The organism is Bacillus cereus group sp. BfR-BA-01349 (assembly GCF_022663795.1).
Taxonomy (GTDB): domain Bacteria; phylum Bacillota; class Bacilli; order Bacillales; family Bacillaceae_G; genus Bacillus_A; species Bacillus_A cereus.
Genome location: NZ_JAKUGE010000077.1, coordinates 1 through 15,511, shown reverse-complemented (window position 1 = coordinate 15,511; position 15,511 = coordinate 1). Strand labels below are relative to the sequence as shown.

Below are 15,511 nucleotides of genomic sequence, written 5' to 3'. Positions count from 1 at the left end.
TGCTTTTATTTTATCTTTTGAAGAAAATTTAGCCATAAAAAATGCACCTCCAATTGTTAGTTATGTGTCTAACAATTGGGGTGCACTTCAATTCAAGCGGTCTTTTCATTAGTTTGCTTTATAAAATTGTTGGATGGCTTCGTCGATGTAAACCCAGCCTTTCCAACCTAAGTGCATATGATCTTTTAAGAAGTATTTATCGTATTCATGATTTGAGAAGTTGGCAATTGGATAACCAGCTTTTTCAATTTGCTCATGAACTTTCTTATAGTATGCTTCGCGGCGTTCTTTTGGGAAGCCAGCGTAGTCGTACCAAGGACCTTTGACAGGAACAGAAATGAAGAGTGGTTTTGCACCAGATTGTTTTAATAAATCAAGTACAATTTGTAAATCTTCATATTCTGGCGATTGGTCATAAGCATCATTTTTTAAGTAACCTTCACGTTGCTTTAATTTTTTCTTAATTTTGCTATTGAAGTAACCATCTTCGATACCATATTCATTAGATCCAGATTCTGCTGCACCTGTTTGATCCGCATGTTTACGAGCCTCTTCCCAGTTCATTTGTTTTAATGAAGGGTCAAGCTTCTCTTTGTGCGGTTTAATATTAAACATAGCTGTAAATAAATCTTTACGATCTAAAATGTTACGGTAAATATAAGCGAAAGGTTTAGCAGCAAGTGCTTTTACTTTATACTTCGTATCATCATAAGCGATACCTTCAAGCGAGATTTTTAATAAAGTTTCTTTTTTTACAATCTCAAAGTTTAATAAACGCTTTGCAATTTGTTTTTTCATTTCAGGTTTTAAATCATTGTTGAAAATGAAGTGGTAACCTTGTTGTTTTGAAAAGTTAGGTGCAAAGTGCGTCTCGTCAATACCTTGTGGTACAAACCATTGCGGAGAAAGAACGAATACCATTTTCTTATCTTTCAATTGATCCATTGTAGATGCGAAGTTTAACACATGTACAAGGTCTTGTGTTCCGCCGCGTCCAAGAAGGAATGGCGTAAATCCTTCAGGCTTTACTTTAAAATAATTAGATGGATGGAAAGCATCCATACGTGCGAATTCCGATGAACCGTACATCGGAAGATATTTTGGATCTGCTAACATCTTTTGCTGTAAAATCATACTTTGAATTTTTTCTTCTTTTAAAGAAGTAGCAGCTTGTTCTACTTTTTCATCACTTAAAAGTGGAAGTAGGAAGCGCGTTGGAATAAGTAAGAATACAGCAAAAAGGGCCAATGCTAAAAGCATCGGACCAAATTTTGCTTTGTTCATCGGATTTCTTCCAACTTTTTAATAACCATGTTTGGTGTAGCCCACTCGTCACGGTCAAAATCAGAAATAGAAACTTCAATATCTAAACGCTCTTGGAATTCAACTAATAAAGATACTACAGCGAAAGAATCAAGGATACCTTCCTCAAATAATTGAACATCTAAGTTTTCTTTCACAATATCGTTTTCACATACTTCTTCTAAAATATCTAATACTTGCTCTTTGAATTCTGCCATTTTTAAAATCTCCTTTATATCCGAAATTATTATATGTGCAACTTCTTAATGGAATAAGAAGGGTGCATTAAAAGTATCTGTTAAGGTGTCCAGAGAAGATTAGGAAACCGAAACATACAACGTGGAACGTAATTACAATCGCAAGGACGTGTGTAAATTTATTGTTTGGCCAAAACTTATGCTTTTTGTTTTTTCGTTCGAAAATATCGAATAAAATGAACAGTGCGGCATGATAGAGACCATAAATAACATATTGTGCAACAGCGCTTCCTTGGATGTGCCAAATTCCCATAATGAAGAAGTTTAAAAATGCACCGATATACGAAATTGTGTAACGGTTCTTAATTAACTTTTTCTTCGTTGCAAAAAAGACGAAACGCATGTAAATAAAATCACGGAACCAGAATGATAAACTCATGTGCCAGCGGTTCCAGAAGTCTTTAATATTACGACTAAGGAATGGCTTATTAAAGTTTTCTGGCGTTTTAATTCCCATCATGTAACTGATACCAATTACGAACGCACTATAACCTGCAAAGTCAAAGAATAATTGCATGCTAGTAGCGTACATAAAAATCACATTAGATAAAAGTGTATCTTGATTGGCGAATACGGCCTTTACAAGATATGTTGTTATCAAGTGTGCAATTATAAATTTGTAAAGAAAACCTTGGAAAATACGGTTAAGTCCTGTATATAGTAACTTTTGATATTCTTCACCGCTAGGTGGCTTTTGAATATCTTTTTGGAATCTACGGTAACGATCAATAGGTCCACTTGAAATCGCAGGGAAGAATAAAACAAACTCCCAGAAATTAAAGAAGGAAAGTTCTTTAATTAAATTATCACGAACTTCAAAGACCATTTGTACAGCTCTAAATGTTACGTAAGACATACCTGCGAAAACAATAAAATGTAATTCAGGTACAAACGGTGCAATTTTTGCCAAAATAAGAGGCAAAATCGATAAAATAACAGCTATGCAAAACATGAATGTACTATTATTTTGTTTTCTTAAAATTAAATAGCCTTTAATAAGGGCATATTGCCAAATAATAAATGCGGCTAACATAATCGCTTGCTTCGGTTTATCTGAGAAGATAATAGCAATCATGACTAATGTTAATACTGCATTATATTTACGCAACATTTTACCTTTTAATCCAGCTATGATAGTAGGTATTAATAAAATGCCCACTATAGCGAAAAAATAAAATGATCCATATGCGGTCATGCTGTAACCTCACTCAATAATTTTTTGCGATCTACCTTTCCATTTGGTGTCATTGGAATAGAAGATTGATACATGAATTTACGTGGAATCATGTAGTTTGGTAATCGCTCATTGAGTTCTTTTTTGATTGCAGATGTTAATTTGAATTCTTTTTCAAATGAATGTTCTCCAGGAACAACAACCGCTAATAAATAATCGTATTTTTCACCTTTTTTAATTGGAACGATAACTGCTCCTTCTACGTAAGAACACGCACGAAGGTGATGCTCAATTTCTTCTAATTCCATTCGATAACCATGCAACTTAATTTGGAAATCAAGACGACCATTATAGAATAGAAGACCATTTTCAACATAGCCAGCATCGCCTGTTTTATAGGCGCGCTCACCGTCAATCATAGTAAATGCTTTTTCTGTTAATTCAGGGCTTCCTAAATATCCAACGCTTACGCTTGGACCGACAATTACGATTTCACCTTTTTCACCATCAGGTGCAATCGTGCCATCTTCTTTCATAATAAGAAGGCGACAGTCTGATTTACAATAGCCAACTGGAAGTGATTTGTATTGATTAAGCACTTCTTCTGTAACGTGAATACCTGTTACAGCGACAGTAGCTTCTGTTGGACCGTAAGTATTCATAATTGTTGCTTTTTGGAAACGCTCAATTAATTTTCTAGCCACTTCATTTGGTAACACTTCACCGCAGAATAAGAATGTTTTCATGTTCGGAAGCATACTTTCAGAGAAGGATGCTTCCATTAAACACATTTCAGCGAAAGAAGGTGTCGAAGTCCATACTTGAATATCCGATTGCTCTAAAGAAGCAAACAAGTCTTTTGGACGCGCAATCATATCTTTATCGATTGCCCAAAGTGTACCACCTGTTACTAATGATGGGTAAATATCCATTACAGATAAATCGAATGAGAAAGGTGCTTGATTTAAGAATACTTGCCCTGTTTGTAAGTTGAAATCTTCTACAGCCCATTTTGTAAAGCTAACAAGGCAGTTATAAGTAATCTGAACCCCTTTCGGATTACCTGTGCTTCCTGATGTGTAAATAATGTAGAAGTTCTCATCACCTTTTACCGCATGTTCAGGATTTGGAGTGTTCCCTTTATGAGTAAAGAAAATATCTTTTAAGTTGTCTTCACTTACGATGCGAACTGGTAAATCAGTTACAGTTACTGCTGTTGCCGATAAAAGTAATTTCGCACCAGAATTTTCAGCAATACGTTGTACACGATCAGCTGGGATAGATAAATCTACAGGAATGTAAGCATGTCCAGCTTTTACACATCCTAAAAAGTTAACAATCATTTCAGGTTGCATATGGCCATACACCATAATTGGTGAACGATCGTCTGGATACTCAGAAGAAATCCAATGTGCCAACGCATCAGAATCTTCCTTTAATTGTTTGTACGTAATTTTCGCATCTCGCCAAACAAAAGCGGTTTGATCAGGCGTTTCTGCAGCCCACTTTTCAATTTGTTCTAATAACTTCATAACGTTCCCACCCTAGAATTCATTGTAAATAAATGTACTTGTGTTTGTATCATGGAATCCATACAACCAAAGTAATGCAAATAAAATTGCAAGATAATAAACCGTCTTTGCAACCCATTGTGTGAGTGGTCGAGACCATATCTCTTTTAATCTTTCCATGTCTTTCCCTCTCTTAATGAAATAATAGCTCTTTGTAGGTATCATGTCCTACATTATTGTGAAAAAAACAAAATCCCACATTTTAGGTAAAAATAAGTCAAAAGGCTCTTTTTTGATATTAGCACTAAATACTAAAAAAGAAAATCCCTAACTTAGCAATTATATTACATTCAGCATGAATTTGTAATGGGTTTGACATGTAAATAGAAAGTGGATTGTGTGAATACATAAAAGTGGACTATAAGAATACGTAAAAATACAGTATTTGTTTTTATTAATCATTCAAGACGGAGTAAACTTTTAAATTTCTAGTTCTTTTGAAAAGGAGGAAATTATCATGAATAGAGTGTGGAAGAATCTAATTTCGGAAGAAAATATCGTGAAATGGAGAAGGCACTTCCATAAGTATCCGGAATTATCATTTCATGAAAAAGAAACTTCGCAATTTATATATGATACATTATGCTCATTTTCTTCTTTTGAAGTAACGAGACCGACGAAGTATAGTGTACTAGCAATTAAAAGAGGTGTGAAGCAAGGGAAAGTAATTGCGATTCGAGCTGATATAGATGCTTTGCCAATTCAAGAGGAGACAAGTAAATCTTATACATCTGTGAATAAAGGAATGATGCATGCATGTGGGCACGATGCTCACACAGCTATTTTATTAAGCACAGCAGAGGTGCTATCAAATATAAAGGAAGATTTTGCAGGTGAGATTCGTCTATTCTCTCAGCACGCAGAAGAGGTGTATCCTGGCGGGGGACAAGAAATGGTTGAGGCAGGTGTAATGGACGGTGTTGATTATGTAATAGGTTTACATGTTATGTCTGGATTAGAAAGCGGAAAGATAGGAATTGTGTATGGGCCGATGATGGCGGCACCAGACGTATTTACAGTTGAAATTCAAGGCAAAGGAGGACATGCGGCGCGGCCAGAAGAAACGATAGACCCTATTGCTATCGGAGCACAGATTATTACAAATTTACAACATATCGTATCAAGAAATACGAGTGCTTTTATGCAAAGGGTTATTTCAGTTACACAATTTCATGGGGGAACGGCTGACAATATTATTCCTAGTACAGCAACTTTAATGGGAACCGTTCGTTCATTTAATCAAGCATTGAGGGTGGAAGCAGAAGGGAAAATCGAGAAAATTGTGAAAGGAATTACAGAAGCACATGGAGGATCGTATACATATACGTATCGATATGGATATGATCCGGTTATTAATGATGAATATATTACGAAAATAGTAGAAGAAAGTGCACTACATTTGTTTGGGAATGAGCGTGTTGTGAAGCTTGAACCTTCTATGGGTGGGGAAGATTTTTCAGCATATTTAAGAAAAGCACCCGGTTGTTTCATTAAATTAGGAACAGGTAATGAAAATATATATACTTGTTATCCACATCATCATCCGAAATTTGACGTGGATGAATCAGCATTAATTTGTGGAGTGGAGTTATTTTTAGAGACGACTATAAGATTACTAAAATCATAGAAAAACAAAAAAAGGCAACTGCACTCTATTGCAGTTGCTTTTATTTCTTTCCGTCAGAGAGGGCTGAGAAAGAACTATGCTCATTCATAGTATATGAATAGCTAACGGACAAGCTTGTACATTTTAATCATTTTTTTAAAAATAGTTGTTGACATTGATAATCAATGTCAATTAATCTAAATGTAGTTGAAATTGATAATTATTATCAATAGGATGGATGCGACATGTTAATGAGAAAAAATTTTCACCTTCTGCGGAGGGGATTAAAAGATAAAAATAAAGATAAAGATGTTGATCAGCATATGGAATGGCAAAGAAATGTAATTCGGTCTGAATATGTAGATGAGAAGAAGAGCATTCAAACAGAAAAAGAGATACAAAGTAAAGGGAGAGGTTCAGTTGAGTAAGTTAGTAATGATTTTTGCAAGTATGATGGAATTATTTTAGGTGCATACACTTGGGGAGATGGTGATCTTCCTGATGATTTCTTAGATTTTTATGATGCAATGGATTCTATTGATTTAACTGGGAAAAAAGCGGCAGTATTCGGATCATGTGATTCGGCTTATCCGAAATACGGAGTGGCAGTTGACATTTTAATAGAAAAGCTACAAGAGCGCGGGGCAGCAATTGTGTTAGAAGGACTAAAAGTAGAATTAACGCCAGAAGATGAAGATGTAGAAAAATGTATACAGTTTGGAGCTGAATTTGTAAAATACCTTTCTTAATGGCAGAAGGGAGATGAAGAGCAAGTGCATGAGAAAATCTCAATCAAAACGATGACAGATTATCATTTGTATGATTTTATGCGTTGTCCGCATAAATTTTATTTTCGTCATATAAAAAGAAGAGAACCTTCTTCATTTGAATGGCAACAAATAGCACAAATGATTGTCAATCAAATTATTAACGAGTATTACATGCTACCTGCGGGTCAACAAACGAAAATTGTACTTTTAATATTAATAGAAAAGTATTGGAAAAAAGTAAGGATTAATATGTTTGCTTCGAAGACGGAGTACTATATTGTATTAGCGAAGCTAACAGATCACTTATTACAGTTTGTTGAAAAGGATGATAGTCAGACACCACCATTGTTTTTATACGAGAAGTTTCAAACATATATGGAAGAGTTAGGTGTCCACATGTCATTGACATTTGAAGTTGGTGAGTGGAGTGCTGAGTCGTTTGTAATTAAAAAGTATGTTGTCGATGCAGATGAGGAAATGCTTGCTCTTTGTCAGAAGCTAATGACAGTATTCGGTTATAAAGCTTTCGGCGTTCTTCCAGGAAAGATTGAAGTTATTAATTTAATAGAAGGAACTAAGTATGAGTACATTCCGAAACAGGAAGATATTATAACTGGAATGGCTGATTTATCTAGAATGAAAGAAATGTTGCAACAACCTGAGCATTATACAGAGCGTCATTTTCGTTCTGAGTGTATAAGTTGTGCATTTCGTAGTGAATGCCAAGGGGAAGAAGTAAAGAAAGAAGCGGAGCAGAAGAAAAATATCGTACATTAAAGGATGCAACTTTGCATCCTTTTTTGTTGTTGACATGAAAAGCTTTTCATCATTTACCGTATATTTGTAGCAGATTTTAATAAAGGGAGGAATAATCAATGAAAGATGAAACGAAAGTATTTCAATGGTTAAAAGAACAGAATGCTCCTTTTGAAATTCAACTGCAAATTTTACAGGCATTTCAATTGTATAAAGTCATTGTTGAAATGGATAAAAAGTTAATGTTGTATGAGGAGAGAGTATATAGGGAGAGAATGTAATCTCATCCCTGTAATATCGTTTTTAGCTGTTCTGTGCCTGTAATGAATTCGAGTTTATTCTCTGACTCAAAGTTATAAATAATATTATGTAGTAAAGGACTGTATTGATAAAAGATAGTAATGCGATGAATGAGTAATGGATCATGATGAGAAATAAGTGTACTGTACTGTTCATATACAGATGTAGTAAACTCATGTCCGAAATCATAATATAGTCCTGCAAAATCAAAAGCAGGATCGCCAATTTGCGCATCACCAAAATCGATAACACCTGAAATGCTTTTGTTATGCTTGTTAAATAAAATGTGATGATGAGTAAAATCAGCGTGAATGATTGTATTTTGAAAAGTGGATGTAGCTAAACATGCAAAGAAATTTTCAAATAAGCGATTTAAGGCTAGTAGTGAGATATTGGTTTAATTTTGTTTGTAGCTCTTTCCAGTAGGTACATGTTTTTTCAATAGGGAAACATAGCGTTGTAACTTGGTGTAAAGGAATGCTATGTAGTACCGCAAGGAAAGTAGCTAATTGTGTAATAATTGCTTTCAGCTCTGGATCCTCCAGCGTGGCAACTGTGTCTGTTTTTAATGGTTCACCATGAATGAGAGTATAGTAACTACAAAGAGGAACCTCATCAGATTCATTTTTATAAATTAGGTGATATTGTGGAACTTCGATTTCTTGTAGTGATTGAGTGAGAATTGCGCATAGTTCTTTTTCTAACGGAATTCGCATCGCATATTCCTGTTTTCGTGGGAAACGAAACAATAGCTCATCATTTACTATAATTGCTACATTATCCCATCCTTCTTCATTTTGTTTATATGAATGTATAGAAAGATTAGGCAAAGCTTCTTTTATATAATGTTTGTAAGAGTCCATAATTGTTCCTCGTTTCTAAGTTAAGTTATTCCACTTTATGATATCAGAATTTTCTTTCTATACATTAAAATATAGCTATCATTATGAAGAAGGACGGGAGTATTACGAAAAAAAGACTGTTAATCAGTTCTCTATGTATCGCTTTTGTATTGTTTTGGTCATATAAAGAGGAGGTTTTTGCTACCTTTAAACCGATTGATCAGTACGAGTTAAATAAGGAGTTAAAGAACAAAAGTATAGAAAATTTAACTCATAATGAAATGAGAAAGGTAGGAGAGCATTTTGTGACCGAGCAACTATCAGTGTTTGGGTCTACTAATAAAGAAGATGTGAAACGAAAAGGTGAAGAACTATTTTTAAATAGAGGGTATGAACAATTAATGGGAAATTATTATCCAAATCGTTTTCGAGATTTAGAGTATAAATTTACAAACGAGGAGGTACGTGAAGAGACCGATGAGAGTTTTCTTTATCAAGCTGTAGCGTACGTTGCGGGTACTGAAAATGGTAAGAGAAGTGAAATGAAATTGAATTATGAAGTGAAAATTGTAAAGGTTAATAATATATTTATGGTGCTAGAACAAAAGCAGAGCGTACAATAAAGGAAATTCATTGCTCAATAGAACATTTGGGGGGTGTATTACTTAATGCGGAATAAAAAGGCCCTCAAGGAATAAAGGGCCTTTAAAGATTTTCATTTTGTTGACCAAGTTCTTTTTGAGCAATATATAAATTTCCTTGCTCGACTTGTTTAAGGGTATGAACAGAATCTCCTGCATATCCTTTTTGTGTTTTAACAGTTCTTTTTGAACGATTGGAATCTTGTTTCTTCATATAATAGGCCACCTTTCATCAAAAATAAACGAAAATGATAAGTATGAGTAATACAGCAGCGAAAATGGTAATGCCCATTAAAAACGAAGTGTTTTTATATTTAGGTGGCTTATGTACATCTTGCCGATATCCAGGTGAAATTTCAGGGGCAAATTCTTCATCGAATGATTGCTTTTTTTCTTTGTCGTCCATATGTACCCACCTTTCTTTTTCATTATATTATACGTTACAAGAAAAAATATGCATAAAGAAAACAGCCGCTTTATTATTAGCGGCTGTTTTCTTTATGCATATTTTCGTTGTACTTGAAAGAGACGGATAAGTAGGAAGGCAGCGCCAAATGCTAGACCGATAATAAGACCGATCCAATAGCCTTTTGCGGCCCATTCTGTATACGTTGCTAATATATAACCTAGTGGTAGACCTATTATCCAATAAGCAATTAAAGTCATAATTAGAGCGACATTTACATCTTTATAACCACGCAGAGCTCCTTGTACAGGAGTTGCAATTGCATCTGAAATTTGAAATAAAATCGCAAAGATAAGAAATTCTTTTGCTAAATGATGAACTTTTGCATCTGTCGTATAAATAGAAGCAATTTGATCATCAAAGAAGTAGAGAAGAATCGAATATAATAAAGCAAAGGCAAGGGCTAATCCAATTCCAATCAGTCCGTATTGTTTTGCATTATCGAAACGTTTTGCACCAACTTCGAATCCGACCGCAATAGTCATTGCCATTGCTAAACTTAGCGGAGTCATATATAACAAGGAAGCAAAGTTCATAGCTGCTTGGTGAGCTGCAATAGTTGTCGTACTAAAATTACTCATCATAAGCGTTACCGCAGCGAAAATACTCGTTTCAAAAAAGATAGCAAATCCGATAGGGACGCCAAGCTTTAAGAATGCTGTCCAACTCGAAAGAGAAGGGCGGTATAATTGTTTGAAAATGTTGAAAGAGGCAAAAGGCTCTTTCGTCTGAATAATAATGACTGTAATAATTAAAATGCACCAATATGTTGCAGTGGAAGCAATTGCCGCTCCGACACCACCAAGCTTTGGGAAACCGAAGTTACCAAAGATTAATAAGTAATTTAATATTACGTTAATTGGTAATGATAGTAATGTAATAATCATCGTTGTTCGAGTTTTTCCTAATGCATCAATAAATCCACGTAAAACCGTGTAAGTGAATAAAGGTATAATTCCTATTGCGATAATACTTAAAAATTGAGCTGCAATACGTTCCACAGGTTCTTCTAAGCGCATGCCGTTTAAAATAGGTGAAACGACGAAGAAACCGATGAGGATAACAACGAAGCTAGCACAAATTGCTAAATAAACTGCTTGTATGACAACGTGAGGAACGTCCTCTTTTTTCTTGGACCCAACGAGCTGGGCAACAATGGGAGTCGTGGCCATTAAAATCCCTGTTAACCCAGTACTAACTGGAATCCATATACTTGTTCCAATTGCGACACCTGCTAAATCAGTTGGGCTTGCATGTCCTGACATTGTTGTATCGAAAAAGCTCATCGCAAATAATGACATTTGCGTTACGAAAATCGGAAAAAATAGTAATACAAATTGATTTAACTTTTGTGAGAATGAAGTAGTTTCTTTCATAAAATCCCCTTTCCGTATAAAAAAACAAACTCTTACTATCATACAATTTAATCAAAGATTAGAAAAGAAATACGCGCCTACAACATATGAAACCAATAAAAAAAAGGATGCACTTTGAAAAGGGATAAGGTATTATGATAAGGTGTGAAAAAATTACATATTATTTGTTATTAAGGAGGCACTACTTGTGGCTGATTGGTTAATTGGTTTAATCATGGGTGCTGTTGAAGGGTTAACAGAGTTTCTACCAGTATCATCAACAGGACATATGATTTTAACAGGACATTTAATTGGATTTGACGATGAGAGAGCGAAAGTTTTTGAAGTTGTTATCCAATTGGGATCGATTTTAGCAGTTGTTGTTATATTTTGGAAGCGTCTATGGTCGTTAGTTGGAATAGGTAAAGTAACAGACGGACCATCGTTAAATTTATTACATATTATTATCGGGATGATTCCTGCCGGGGTACTTGGCGTATTATTCCATAGCACTATTAAAGAGGTTTTATTTGGTCCAGGACCAGTTGTTATTAGCTTAGTAGCCGGTGGTATTTTAATGATTGTTGCTGAGAAGTTTTCAAAACCAAGTACAGCAAGAACGTTAGATGAAATCACATATAAACAGGCATTTACAATTGGAATGTTCCAATGTTTAGCTCTTTGGCCAGGATTTTCTCGTTCTGGTTCTACAATAAGTGGTGGTTTATTAGCTCGCGTGTCGCATACAGCGGCAGCTGAATATACGTTCATTTTAGCGGTACCGATGATGGTAGCTGCAAGTGGCTTAGATTTAATTAAAAGCTGGGATGTATTAAGCTCAGCAGATATAACGCTATTTGTAACAGGATTTGTAACTGCATTCGTTGTTGCGATGCTTGCAATTGTTTCATTCTTGAAATTATTATCTCGTGTAAAACTAACACCGTTCGCTTATTATCGTTTCATTTTAGCTGCGGTATTCTATTTCTTCATTATGTAAAATAAAAACCTGCCGAGCTCGGCAGGTTTTTATTTTACTAATTTTTCTATCATGTTTTCCATTACATGTTCCCAAAGAGAAGTATCATCAGCTAATGTAGCACGGAAATTAGCATACATTTCTTTTTGTTTTTCTTCGAATGTTGGATCTTCTTTTTCAGGTAATGTAGCGCGCATTGAAGTTACTAATTCTTGTACTTTTGGAGCGCGTGGTCCAAAGACGGCTTGTTCATTTCCATCTTTATCAATGAAAATAAAAATTGGAATCGCACGTGCTGTTCCATTTGTTAAATATTGATCCATTAATTCTAAGTTTTCATCGCGAATTAATAAACGCATATCAATATTTGCAACTTCAGAAATTCGTTTCATAACAGGTACGCATAAAAGTGCATCGCCACACCAATTAGCAGTTAATACGATAACACGCCAGCCATCATTTTGACGTTCTTCTAATACAGGAAGTAATTCATTTGGAATTAAAAAATTATTGTAAATGTGTAGTAGCTCGTATTGGTTTACTTGCATTTCATTCACATATGTATCAAAGGACATACCTTTATCAGCCCATTGTTGTAAGTTCATAATTAACACCTCTTTAGTAAGATTTGCTTTCATTGTACCAACTTTTATATAGAAAAGCTTGTATTCTTACTCTTTCTTGTCACTTAATAATTTATTTAATAGAAAAAAGAATAGTACGACACATAATTCAGTTAAGTTGGACATTTGTACGCTTTCTATCCAATCATCAGCAGTATGAATGACGAACCAATCTAGTGTAATTTCAATGAATGAGAAAAGAGTGAGAGAAATCCAATTTGGCATGTTTTGAGTTAATGGATATAGCAGCGCTTTGAAGAAACTGAAAATAAATAATGTAATACCATCTAAGAAAGTGATTAATAGAAAAAAGAGAAGTAAAGCAGTACGTGAACTATACGCTATACTTGTAATTTGAAAGATTCCTACATATACAAAAAATATAAATGTAAAAACTATAATGAGAAAAAGAGCAATAATACTAATGATAATTGTTTTATCTTTTAGGCTGAGATTTGAGAACCTATCCTCCTCATGCATTAAAATACCCCTTTTTCTGGAAGTTGACTTCATTTTATCATGAAATACATATTAAAAAACTACGAATTATGGGAAAATAAGGTGACAAAAAGTAAGATTTCATGTAAAATTATTAATAAGGTTTTTATTTAACTAAATGAAATAAAAGGAGCTGTCAATGTTGTCTCAAAATCGAGAGCAATTAATGGAAGAACTATCGACAAATGTGTTTGCTATGTTTCGCACGTTGCGTAATGATATCGGAAAAATATTCGGTGGTTACATACCGTGGAATGAATTCATCGTCCTAAGAATATTAAATCGTACGAATAAAGAAATGGTATCGCGTGTAGCAAATGAATTAAATGTGTCGAATAGTCATATTACAGCTGTTACAGAAAAATTAATTAATAAAGGTTTTGTAACTCGTTCACGTTCTACATCAGATCGCCGAGTTGTGTATTTAGAGATTACAGAACAAGGGAAAGATTTAGTTGCGAAAATGGAAGATGCGAAAAAACAATATTTACAAGAAAGATTCTCTGCACTTTCAGAAGATGAAATGAATGTAATGATTTCAATTTCCAAAAAACTTATTTAAGTGATTATAAACAAGAAAACGCTTACGTGATAAAATAGAAGGTCTTCCTTATAGATGGGAGATCTTCTTTCGTGTGTAATAGATGTTAATAAATAAAATGTGTATGAAAAAAGATAGAGCGCCATACTACTAATACAAGGAAGGAGGGAGAAATATGACGAATCGTAACGGTAGTAAAGGGAGCGGTAATCAAGGATCACCAAAGTCCGGCCAATTTAATCAGGAATTTAGCACTGAATTTGAAACTGGTAATGATAATAAAGGAAAAGAATATCGTTCTAAAAAAGGGAGTAAATCAAAAAAGGAGTGAAATAATTCACTCCTTTTTTGATTTACGATGCTGCCGATTGATCCGTATTATATTTTTCTTCTGATTTTGCGACAATCATTGCGCAAATTGCATCCCCAGAAATGTTTACAGCTGTTCTAGACATATCTAGAATACGGTCAATACCGATAATTAAAGCGATACCTTCTACTGGTAGATTTACTGGATTTAAAACCATTGTAAGCATTACAAGTCCAACACCAGGTACACCAGCAGTACCGATACTAGCTAGTACAGCAGTTAATACGACCATAGCTAATTGCGGTAATGTAAGTTCAACTCCGTATACTTGAGCGATAAATACAGTGGCTACTCCTTGCATAATGGCAGTACCATCCATATTAATAGTTGCCCCTAGTGGTTGTACAAATGAGCTTATCGCTTTTGGAACGCCAAGCTTATCTTGTGCTGTTTTCATTGCAAATGGAAGCGATGCATTAGAGCTAGATGTACTAAATCCAATTGCCATTACTGGTCCGAAATGTTTAAAGAAACGAACAATACTTTCTTTTGCTAATACCTTTAATAAGCCGCCATATACAAAGACCCCGTGAATAATGAGTACTAACATAACGACAATCATATACTTGAACATCGCAGCGACGCCTGCAAGACCCATTTTACCAACGGATGAAGCGAGCAAACCGAATGTTCCAATTGGGGCTAATTTCATAACGAGATTAACAAGATACATCATTAATTCGTTGCCCTGTTCAAGTAATGAATGGATACCTTGAACTCGTTTTCCTAAAATAGCTATACCGAGTCCAATCAATACGGCAAAGGCAATGATTTGTAACATGTTTCCGTCAGCCATGGCTTTTGCTGGGTTATCTGGTACGATATTTAACAATGTGTCGACGAAAGATGTTTCAGTTTTTGCACCTTCATACTTAAGACCTTCTGTTTTAAAATTACCGCCAGCTCCTGGTTTTATAATAAGTGCAAATGTAACCGCTATAGAGATGGCAACCGCAGTTGTTACGAGAAAGAATGAAATTGATTTTAAACCGATTCTTCCAAGTTGTTTCGGATCTCCAAGACCGGCAGCACCAAGTACGATAGAAATGAACACAACAGGAACAACTAGCATTTTAATAAGTCGAATAAATAATTGACCAATTGGGTTGAACACATATTGATTTAGTGGCTCAAAGATAGATGGAGCAGCTAAATTTAGAGTGAGTCCAACAACTAGACCTAGGAATAATGCGATTAAGATTGCTTTTGTTTGTTTCAATAAAATCCCCCCTTTTGTTTTTGCAAAATTTCTTTCTAAAGTAATTATACCGAAAAAATACCTAATTTGACAATATTTTCTGAATTTTTTGTTTTAATTTAAGTGTAGATAGACTGATTTTGTGTTTGGAAAATAAAATAGACCATCACATTGAACTGAACCCAAAAAATTAGACAAATATATTAAGCAGCTACTAAGGATTGAACTCTGTATTGCAAAGGGGACAATCCTTTTAGTTTTG

General features: G+C 34.6%; 19 protein-coding genes and 2 pseudogenes. 9 read left to right on the top strand and 12 right to left on the bottom strand.

The annotated features are described in order from the left end of the window. Nucleotides 1-108: 108 nt before the first annotated feature. The 5 genes from dltD to MR169_RS26570 form a co-directional block, all read right to left on the bottom strand. Nucleotides 109-1,284, bottom strand: coding sequence for a D-alanyl-lipoteichoic acid biosynthesis protein DltD (gene dltD, locus MR169_RS26590; RefSeq protein ID WP_242320316.1), 1,176 nt, complete (start codon nt 1,282-1,284; stop codon nt 109-111). Next, complete coding sequence (dltC, locus tag MR169_RS26585) at nt 1,281-1,520, bottom strand: D-alanine--poly(phosphoribitol) ligase subunit DltC (protein WP_000807310.1); 240 nt, start codon at nt 1,518-1,520, stop codon at nt 1,281-1,283. Before dltC ends, dltD begins: the two co-directional genes overlap by 4 nt. Before the next feature lie 67 nt (nt 1,521-1,587). Then, the gene (gene dltB, locus MR169_RS26580; RefSeq protein WP_000127925.1) at nt 1,588-2,754 is read right to left on the bottom strand and encodes a D-alanyl-lipoteichoic acid biosynthesis protein DltB; all 1,167 of its coding nucleotides are present in this window, start codon (nt 2,752-2,754) and stop codon (nt 1,588-1,590) included. Further along, a complete protein-coding gene (dltA, locus tag MR169_RS26575) occupies nt 2,751-4,265 on the bottom strand; it encodes a D-alanine--poly(phosphoribitol) ligase subunit DltA (protein ID WP_065704535.1) in 1,515 nt (504 codons plus the stop codon). The genes dltB and dltA overlap by 4 nt, the downstream gene beginning before the upstream one ends. A gap of 12 nt (nt 4,266-4,277) precedes the next feature. Beyond that, on the bottom strand, nt 4,278-4,424 hold the full coding sequence (locus tag MR169_RS26570; protein WP_000440293.1) for a teichoic acid D-Ala incorporation-associated protein DltX: 147 nt from the start codon (nt 4,422-4,424) through the stop codon (nt 4,278-4,280). 337 nt (nt 4,425-4,761) lie between these two features. On the opposite strand from MR169_RS26570, the gene MR169_RS26565 reads away from it, so the two are divergent. From MR169_RS26565 to MR169_RS26545, 5 genes and pseudogenes are all read left to right on the top strand, one after another. Further along, a complete protein-coding gene (locus MR169_RS26565) occupies nt 4,762-5,931 on the top strand; it encodes an amidohydrolase (RefSeq protein ID WP_242320315.1) in 1,170 nt (389 codons plus the stop codon). Nucleotides 5,932-6,155: 224 nt separating this feature from the next. Next, nucleotides 6,156-6,338 (top strand): hypothetical protein, encoded by a 183-nt coding sequence (locus MR169_RS26560; protein ID WP_000929021.1) that lies wholly within the window; start codon nt 6,156-6,158, stop codon nt 6,336-6,338. An 18-nt stretch (nt 6,339-6,356) separates the two neighbouring features. Continuing rightward, nucleotides 6,357-6,659: pseudogene (locus MR169_RS26555) on the top strand (flavodoxin domain-containing protein); the annotation flags it as partial. 24 nt (nt 6,660-6,683) lie between these two features. Next, a complete protein-coding gene (locus MR169_RS26550) occupies nt 6,684-7,457 on the top strand; it encodes a hypothetical protein (protein WP_000544567.1) in 774 nt (257 codons plus the stop codon). 98 nt (nt 7,458-7,555) lie between these two features. After that, complete coding sequence (locus tag MR169_RS26545) at nt 7,556-7,717, top strand: hypothetical protein (RefSeq protein ID WP_000651084.1); 162 nt, start codon at nt 7,556-7,558, stop codon at nt 7,715-7,717. A gap of 2 nt (nt 7,718-7,719) precedes the next feature. On the opposite strand, the pseudogene MR169_RS26540 reads toward MR169_RS26545, so the two are convergent. Next, nucleotides 7,720-8,599 (bottom strand): annotated as a pseudogene (locus MR169_RS26540) (aminoglycoside phosphotransferase family protein). 83 nt (nt 8,600-8,682) lie between these two features. Here MR169_RS26540 and MR169_RS26535 point away from each other — a divergent pair. Further along, a complete protein-coding gene (locus MR169_RS26535) occupies nt 8,683-9,201 on the top strand; it encodes a hypothetical protein (RefSeq protein ID WP_000710751.1) in 519 nt (172 codons plus the stop codon). Between the two features lie 82 nt (nt 9,202-9,283). On the opposite strand, the gene MR169_RS26530 is transcribed toward MR169_RS26535, so the two are convergent. The 3 genes from MR169_RS26530 to MR169_RS26520 all read right to left on the bottom strand — a co-directional run bounded on the left by MR169_RS26530 (nt 9,284) and on the right by MR169_RS26520 (nt 11,061). Then, the gene (locus MR169_RS26530) at nt 9,284-9,433 is read right to left on the bottom strand and encodes a hypothetical protein (RefSeq protein WP_000743742.1); all 150 of its coding nucleotides are present in this window, start codon (nt 9,431-9,433) and stop codon (nt 9,284-9,286) included. 18 nt (nt 9,434-9,451) lie between these two features. Further along, nucleotides 9,452-9,625: a hypothetical protein gene (locus MR169_RS26525; protein ID WP_000341062.1), complete on the bottom strand. Its 174-nt coding sequence runs from the start codon at nt 9,623-9,625 to the stop codon at nt 9,452-9,454. Between the two features lie 92 nt (nt 9,626-9,717). After that, nucleotides 9,718-11,061, bottom strand: a complete 1,344-nt coding sequence (locus tag MR169_RS26520; RefSeq protein ID WP_242320314.1) for an MATE family efflux transporter — start codon at nt 11,059-11,061, stop codon at nt 9,718-9,720. A gap of 187 nt (nt 11,062-11,248) precedes the next feature. Here MR169_RS26520 and uppP point away from each other — a divergent pair, with 187 nt between their 5' ends. Beyond that, entirely contained in the window at nt 11,249-12,040 is a 792-nt protein-coding gene (gene uppP / locus MR169_RS26515; protein ID WP_000796256.1) for a bacitracin resistance undecaprenyl-diphosphatase, read from the top strand. Nucleotides 12,041-12,069: 29 nt separating this feature from the next. Here the strand turns inward: uppP and MR169_RS26510 are convergent, their stop codons facing one another. Further along, entirely contained in the window at nt 12,070-12,657 is a 588-nt protein-coding gene (locus MR169_RS26510; protein WP_242320313.1) for a thioredoxin family protein, read from the bottom strand. A gap of 33 nt (nt 12,658-12,690) precedes the next feature. Beyond that, a complete protein-coding gene (locus MR169_RS26505) occupies nt 12,691-13,122 on the bottom strand; it encodes a YrvL family regulatory protein (protein WP_242320312.1) in 432 nt (143 codons plus the stop codon). A gap of 160 nt (nt 13,123-13,282) precedes the next feature. Between MR169_RS26505 and MR169_RS26500 the strand changes: the two genes are divergently transcribed. Further along, nucleotides 13,283-13,702, top strand: coding sequence for a MarR family winged helix-turn-helix transcriptional regulator (locus MR169_RS26500; protein ID WP_000081432.1), 420 nt, complete (start codon nt 13,283-13,285; stop codon nt 13,700-13,702). Between the two features lie 154 nt (nt 13,703-13,856). Next, entirely contained in the window at nt 13,857-14,012 is a 156-nt protein-coding gene (locus MR169_RS26495) for a hypothetical protein (protein ID WP_000184928.1), read from the top strand. A 22-nt stretch (nt 14,013-14,034) separates the two neighbouring features. Here MR169_RS26495 and MR169_RS26490 read toward each other — a convergent pair whose 3' ends face one another. Further along, complete coding sequence (locus MR169_RS26490) at nt 14,035-15,270, bottom strand: dicarboxylate/amino acid:cation symporter (protein ID WP_242320311.1); 1,236 nt, start codon at nt 15,268-15,270, stop codon at nt 14,035-14,037. Between the last annotated feature and the right edge of the window lie 241 nt (nt 15,271-15,511).

What these genes read in the sequence shown, in the direction of transcription:
- MR169_RS26560 (WP_000929021.1), top strand. Translation starts at nt 6,156, where the DNA reads ATGTTAATGAGAAAAAATTTTCACCTTCTGCGGAGGGGATTAAAAGAT.
- MR169_RS26525 (WP_000341062.1), bottom strand. Translation starts at nt 9,625, where the DNA reads ATGGACGACAAAGAAAAAAAGCAATCATTCGATGAAGAATTTGCCCCT.
- MR169_RS26535 (WP_000710751.1), top strand. Translation starts at nt 8,683, where the DNA reads ATGAAGAAGGACGGGAGTATTACGAAAAAAAGACTGTTAATCAGTTCT.
- MR169_RS26570 (WP_000440293.1), bottom strand. Translation starts at nt 4,424, where the DNA reads ATGGAAAGATTAAAAGAGATATGGTCTCGACCACTCACACAATGGGTT.
- dltA (WP_065704535.1), bottom strand. Translation starts at nt 4,265, where the DNA reads ATGAAGTTATTAGAACAAATTGAAAAGTGGGCTGCAGAAACGCCTGAT.
- MR169_RS26545 (WP_000651084.1), top strand. Translation starts at nt 7,556, where the DNA reads ATGAAAGATGAAACGAAAGTATTTCAATGGTTAAAAGAACAGAATGCT.
- MR169_RS26520 (WP_242320314.1), bottom strand. Translation starts at nt 11,061, where the DNA reads ATGAAAGAAACTACTTCATTCTCACAAAAGTTAAATCAATTTGTATTA.
- MR169_RS26495 (WP_000184928.1), top strand. Translation starts at nt 13,857, where the DNA reads ATGACGAATCGTAACGGTAGTAAAGGGAGCGGTAATCAAGGATCACCA.
- dltD (WP_242320316.1), bottom strand. Translation starts at nt 1,284, where the DNA reads ATGAACAAAGCAAAATTTGGTCCGATGCTTTTAGCATTGGCCCTTTTT.
- dltB (WP_000127925.1), bottom strand. Translation starts at nt 2,754, where the DNA reads ATGACCGCATATGGATCATTTTATTTTTTCGCTATAGTGGGCATTTTA.
- dltC (WP_000807310.1), bottom strand. Translation starts at nt 1,520, where the DNA reads ATGGCAGAATTCAAAGAGCAAGTATTAGATATTTTAGAAGAAGTATGT.
- MR169_RS26505 (WP_242320312.1), bottom strand. Translation starts at nt 13,122, where the DNA reads ATGCATGAGGAGGATAGGTTCTCAAATCTCAGCCTAAAAGATAAAACA.
- MR169_RS26530 (WP_000743742.1), bottom strand. Translation starts at nt 9,433, where the DNA reads ATGAAGAAACAAGATTCCAATCGTTCAAAAAGAACTGTTAAAACACAA.
- MR169_RS26565 (WP_242320315.1), top strand. Translation starts at nt 4,762, where the DNA reads ATGAATAGAGTGTGGAAGAATCTAATTTCGGAAGAAAATATCGTGAAA.
- MR169_RS26510 (WP_242320313.1), bottom strand. Translation starts at nt 12,657, where the DNA reads ATGAAAGCAAATCTTACTAAAGAGGTGTTAATTATGAACTTACAACAA.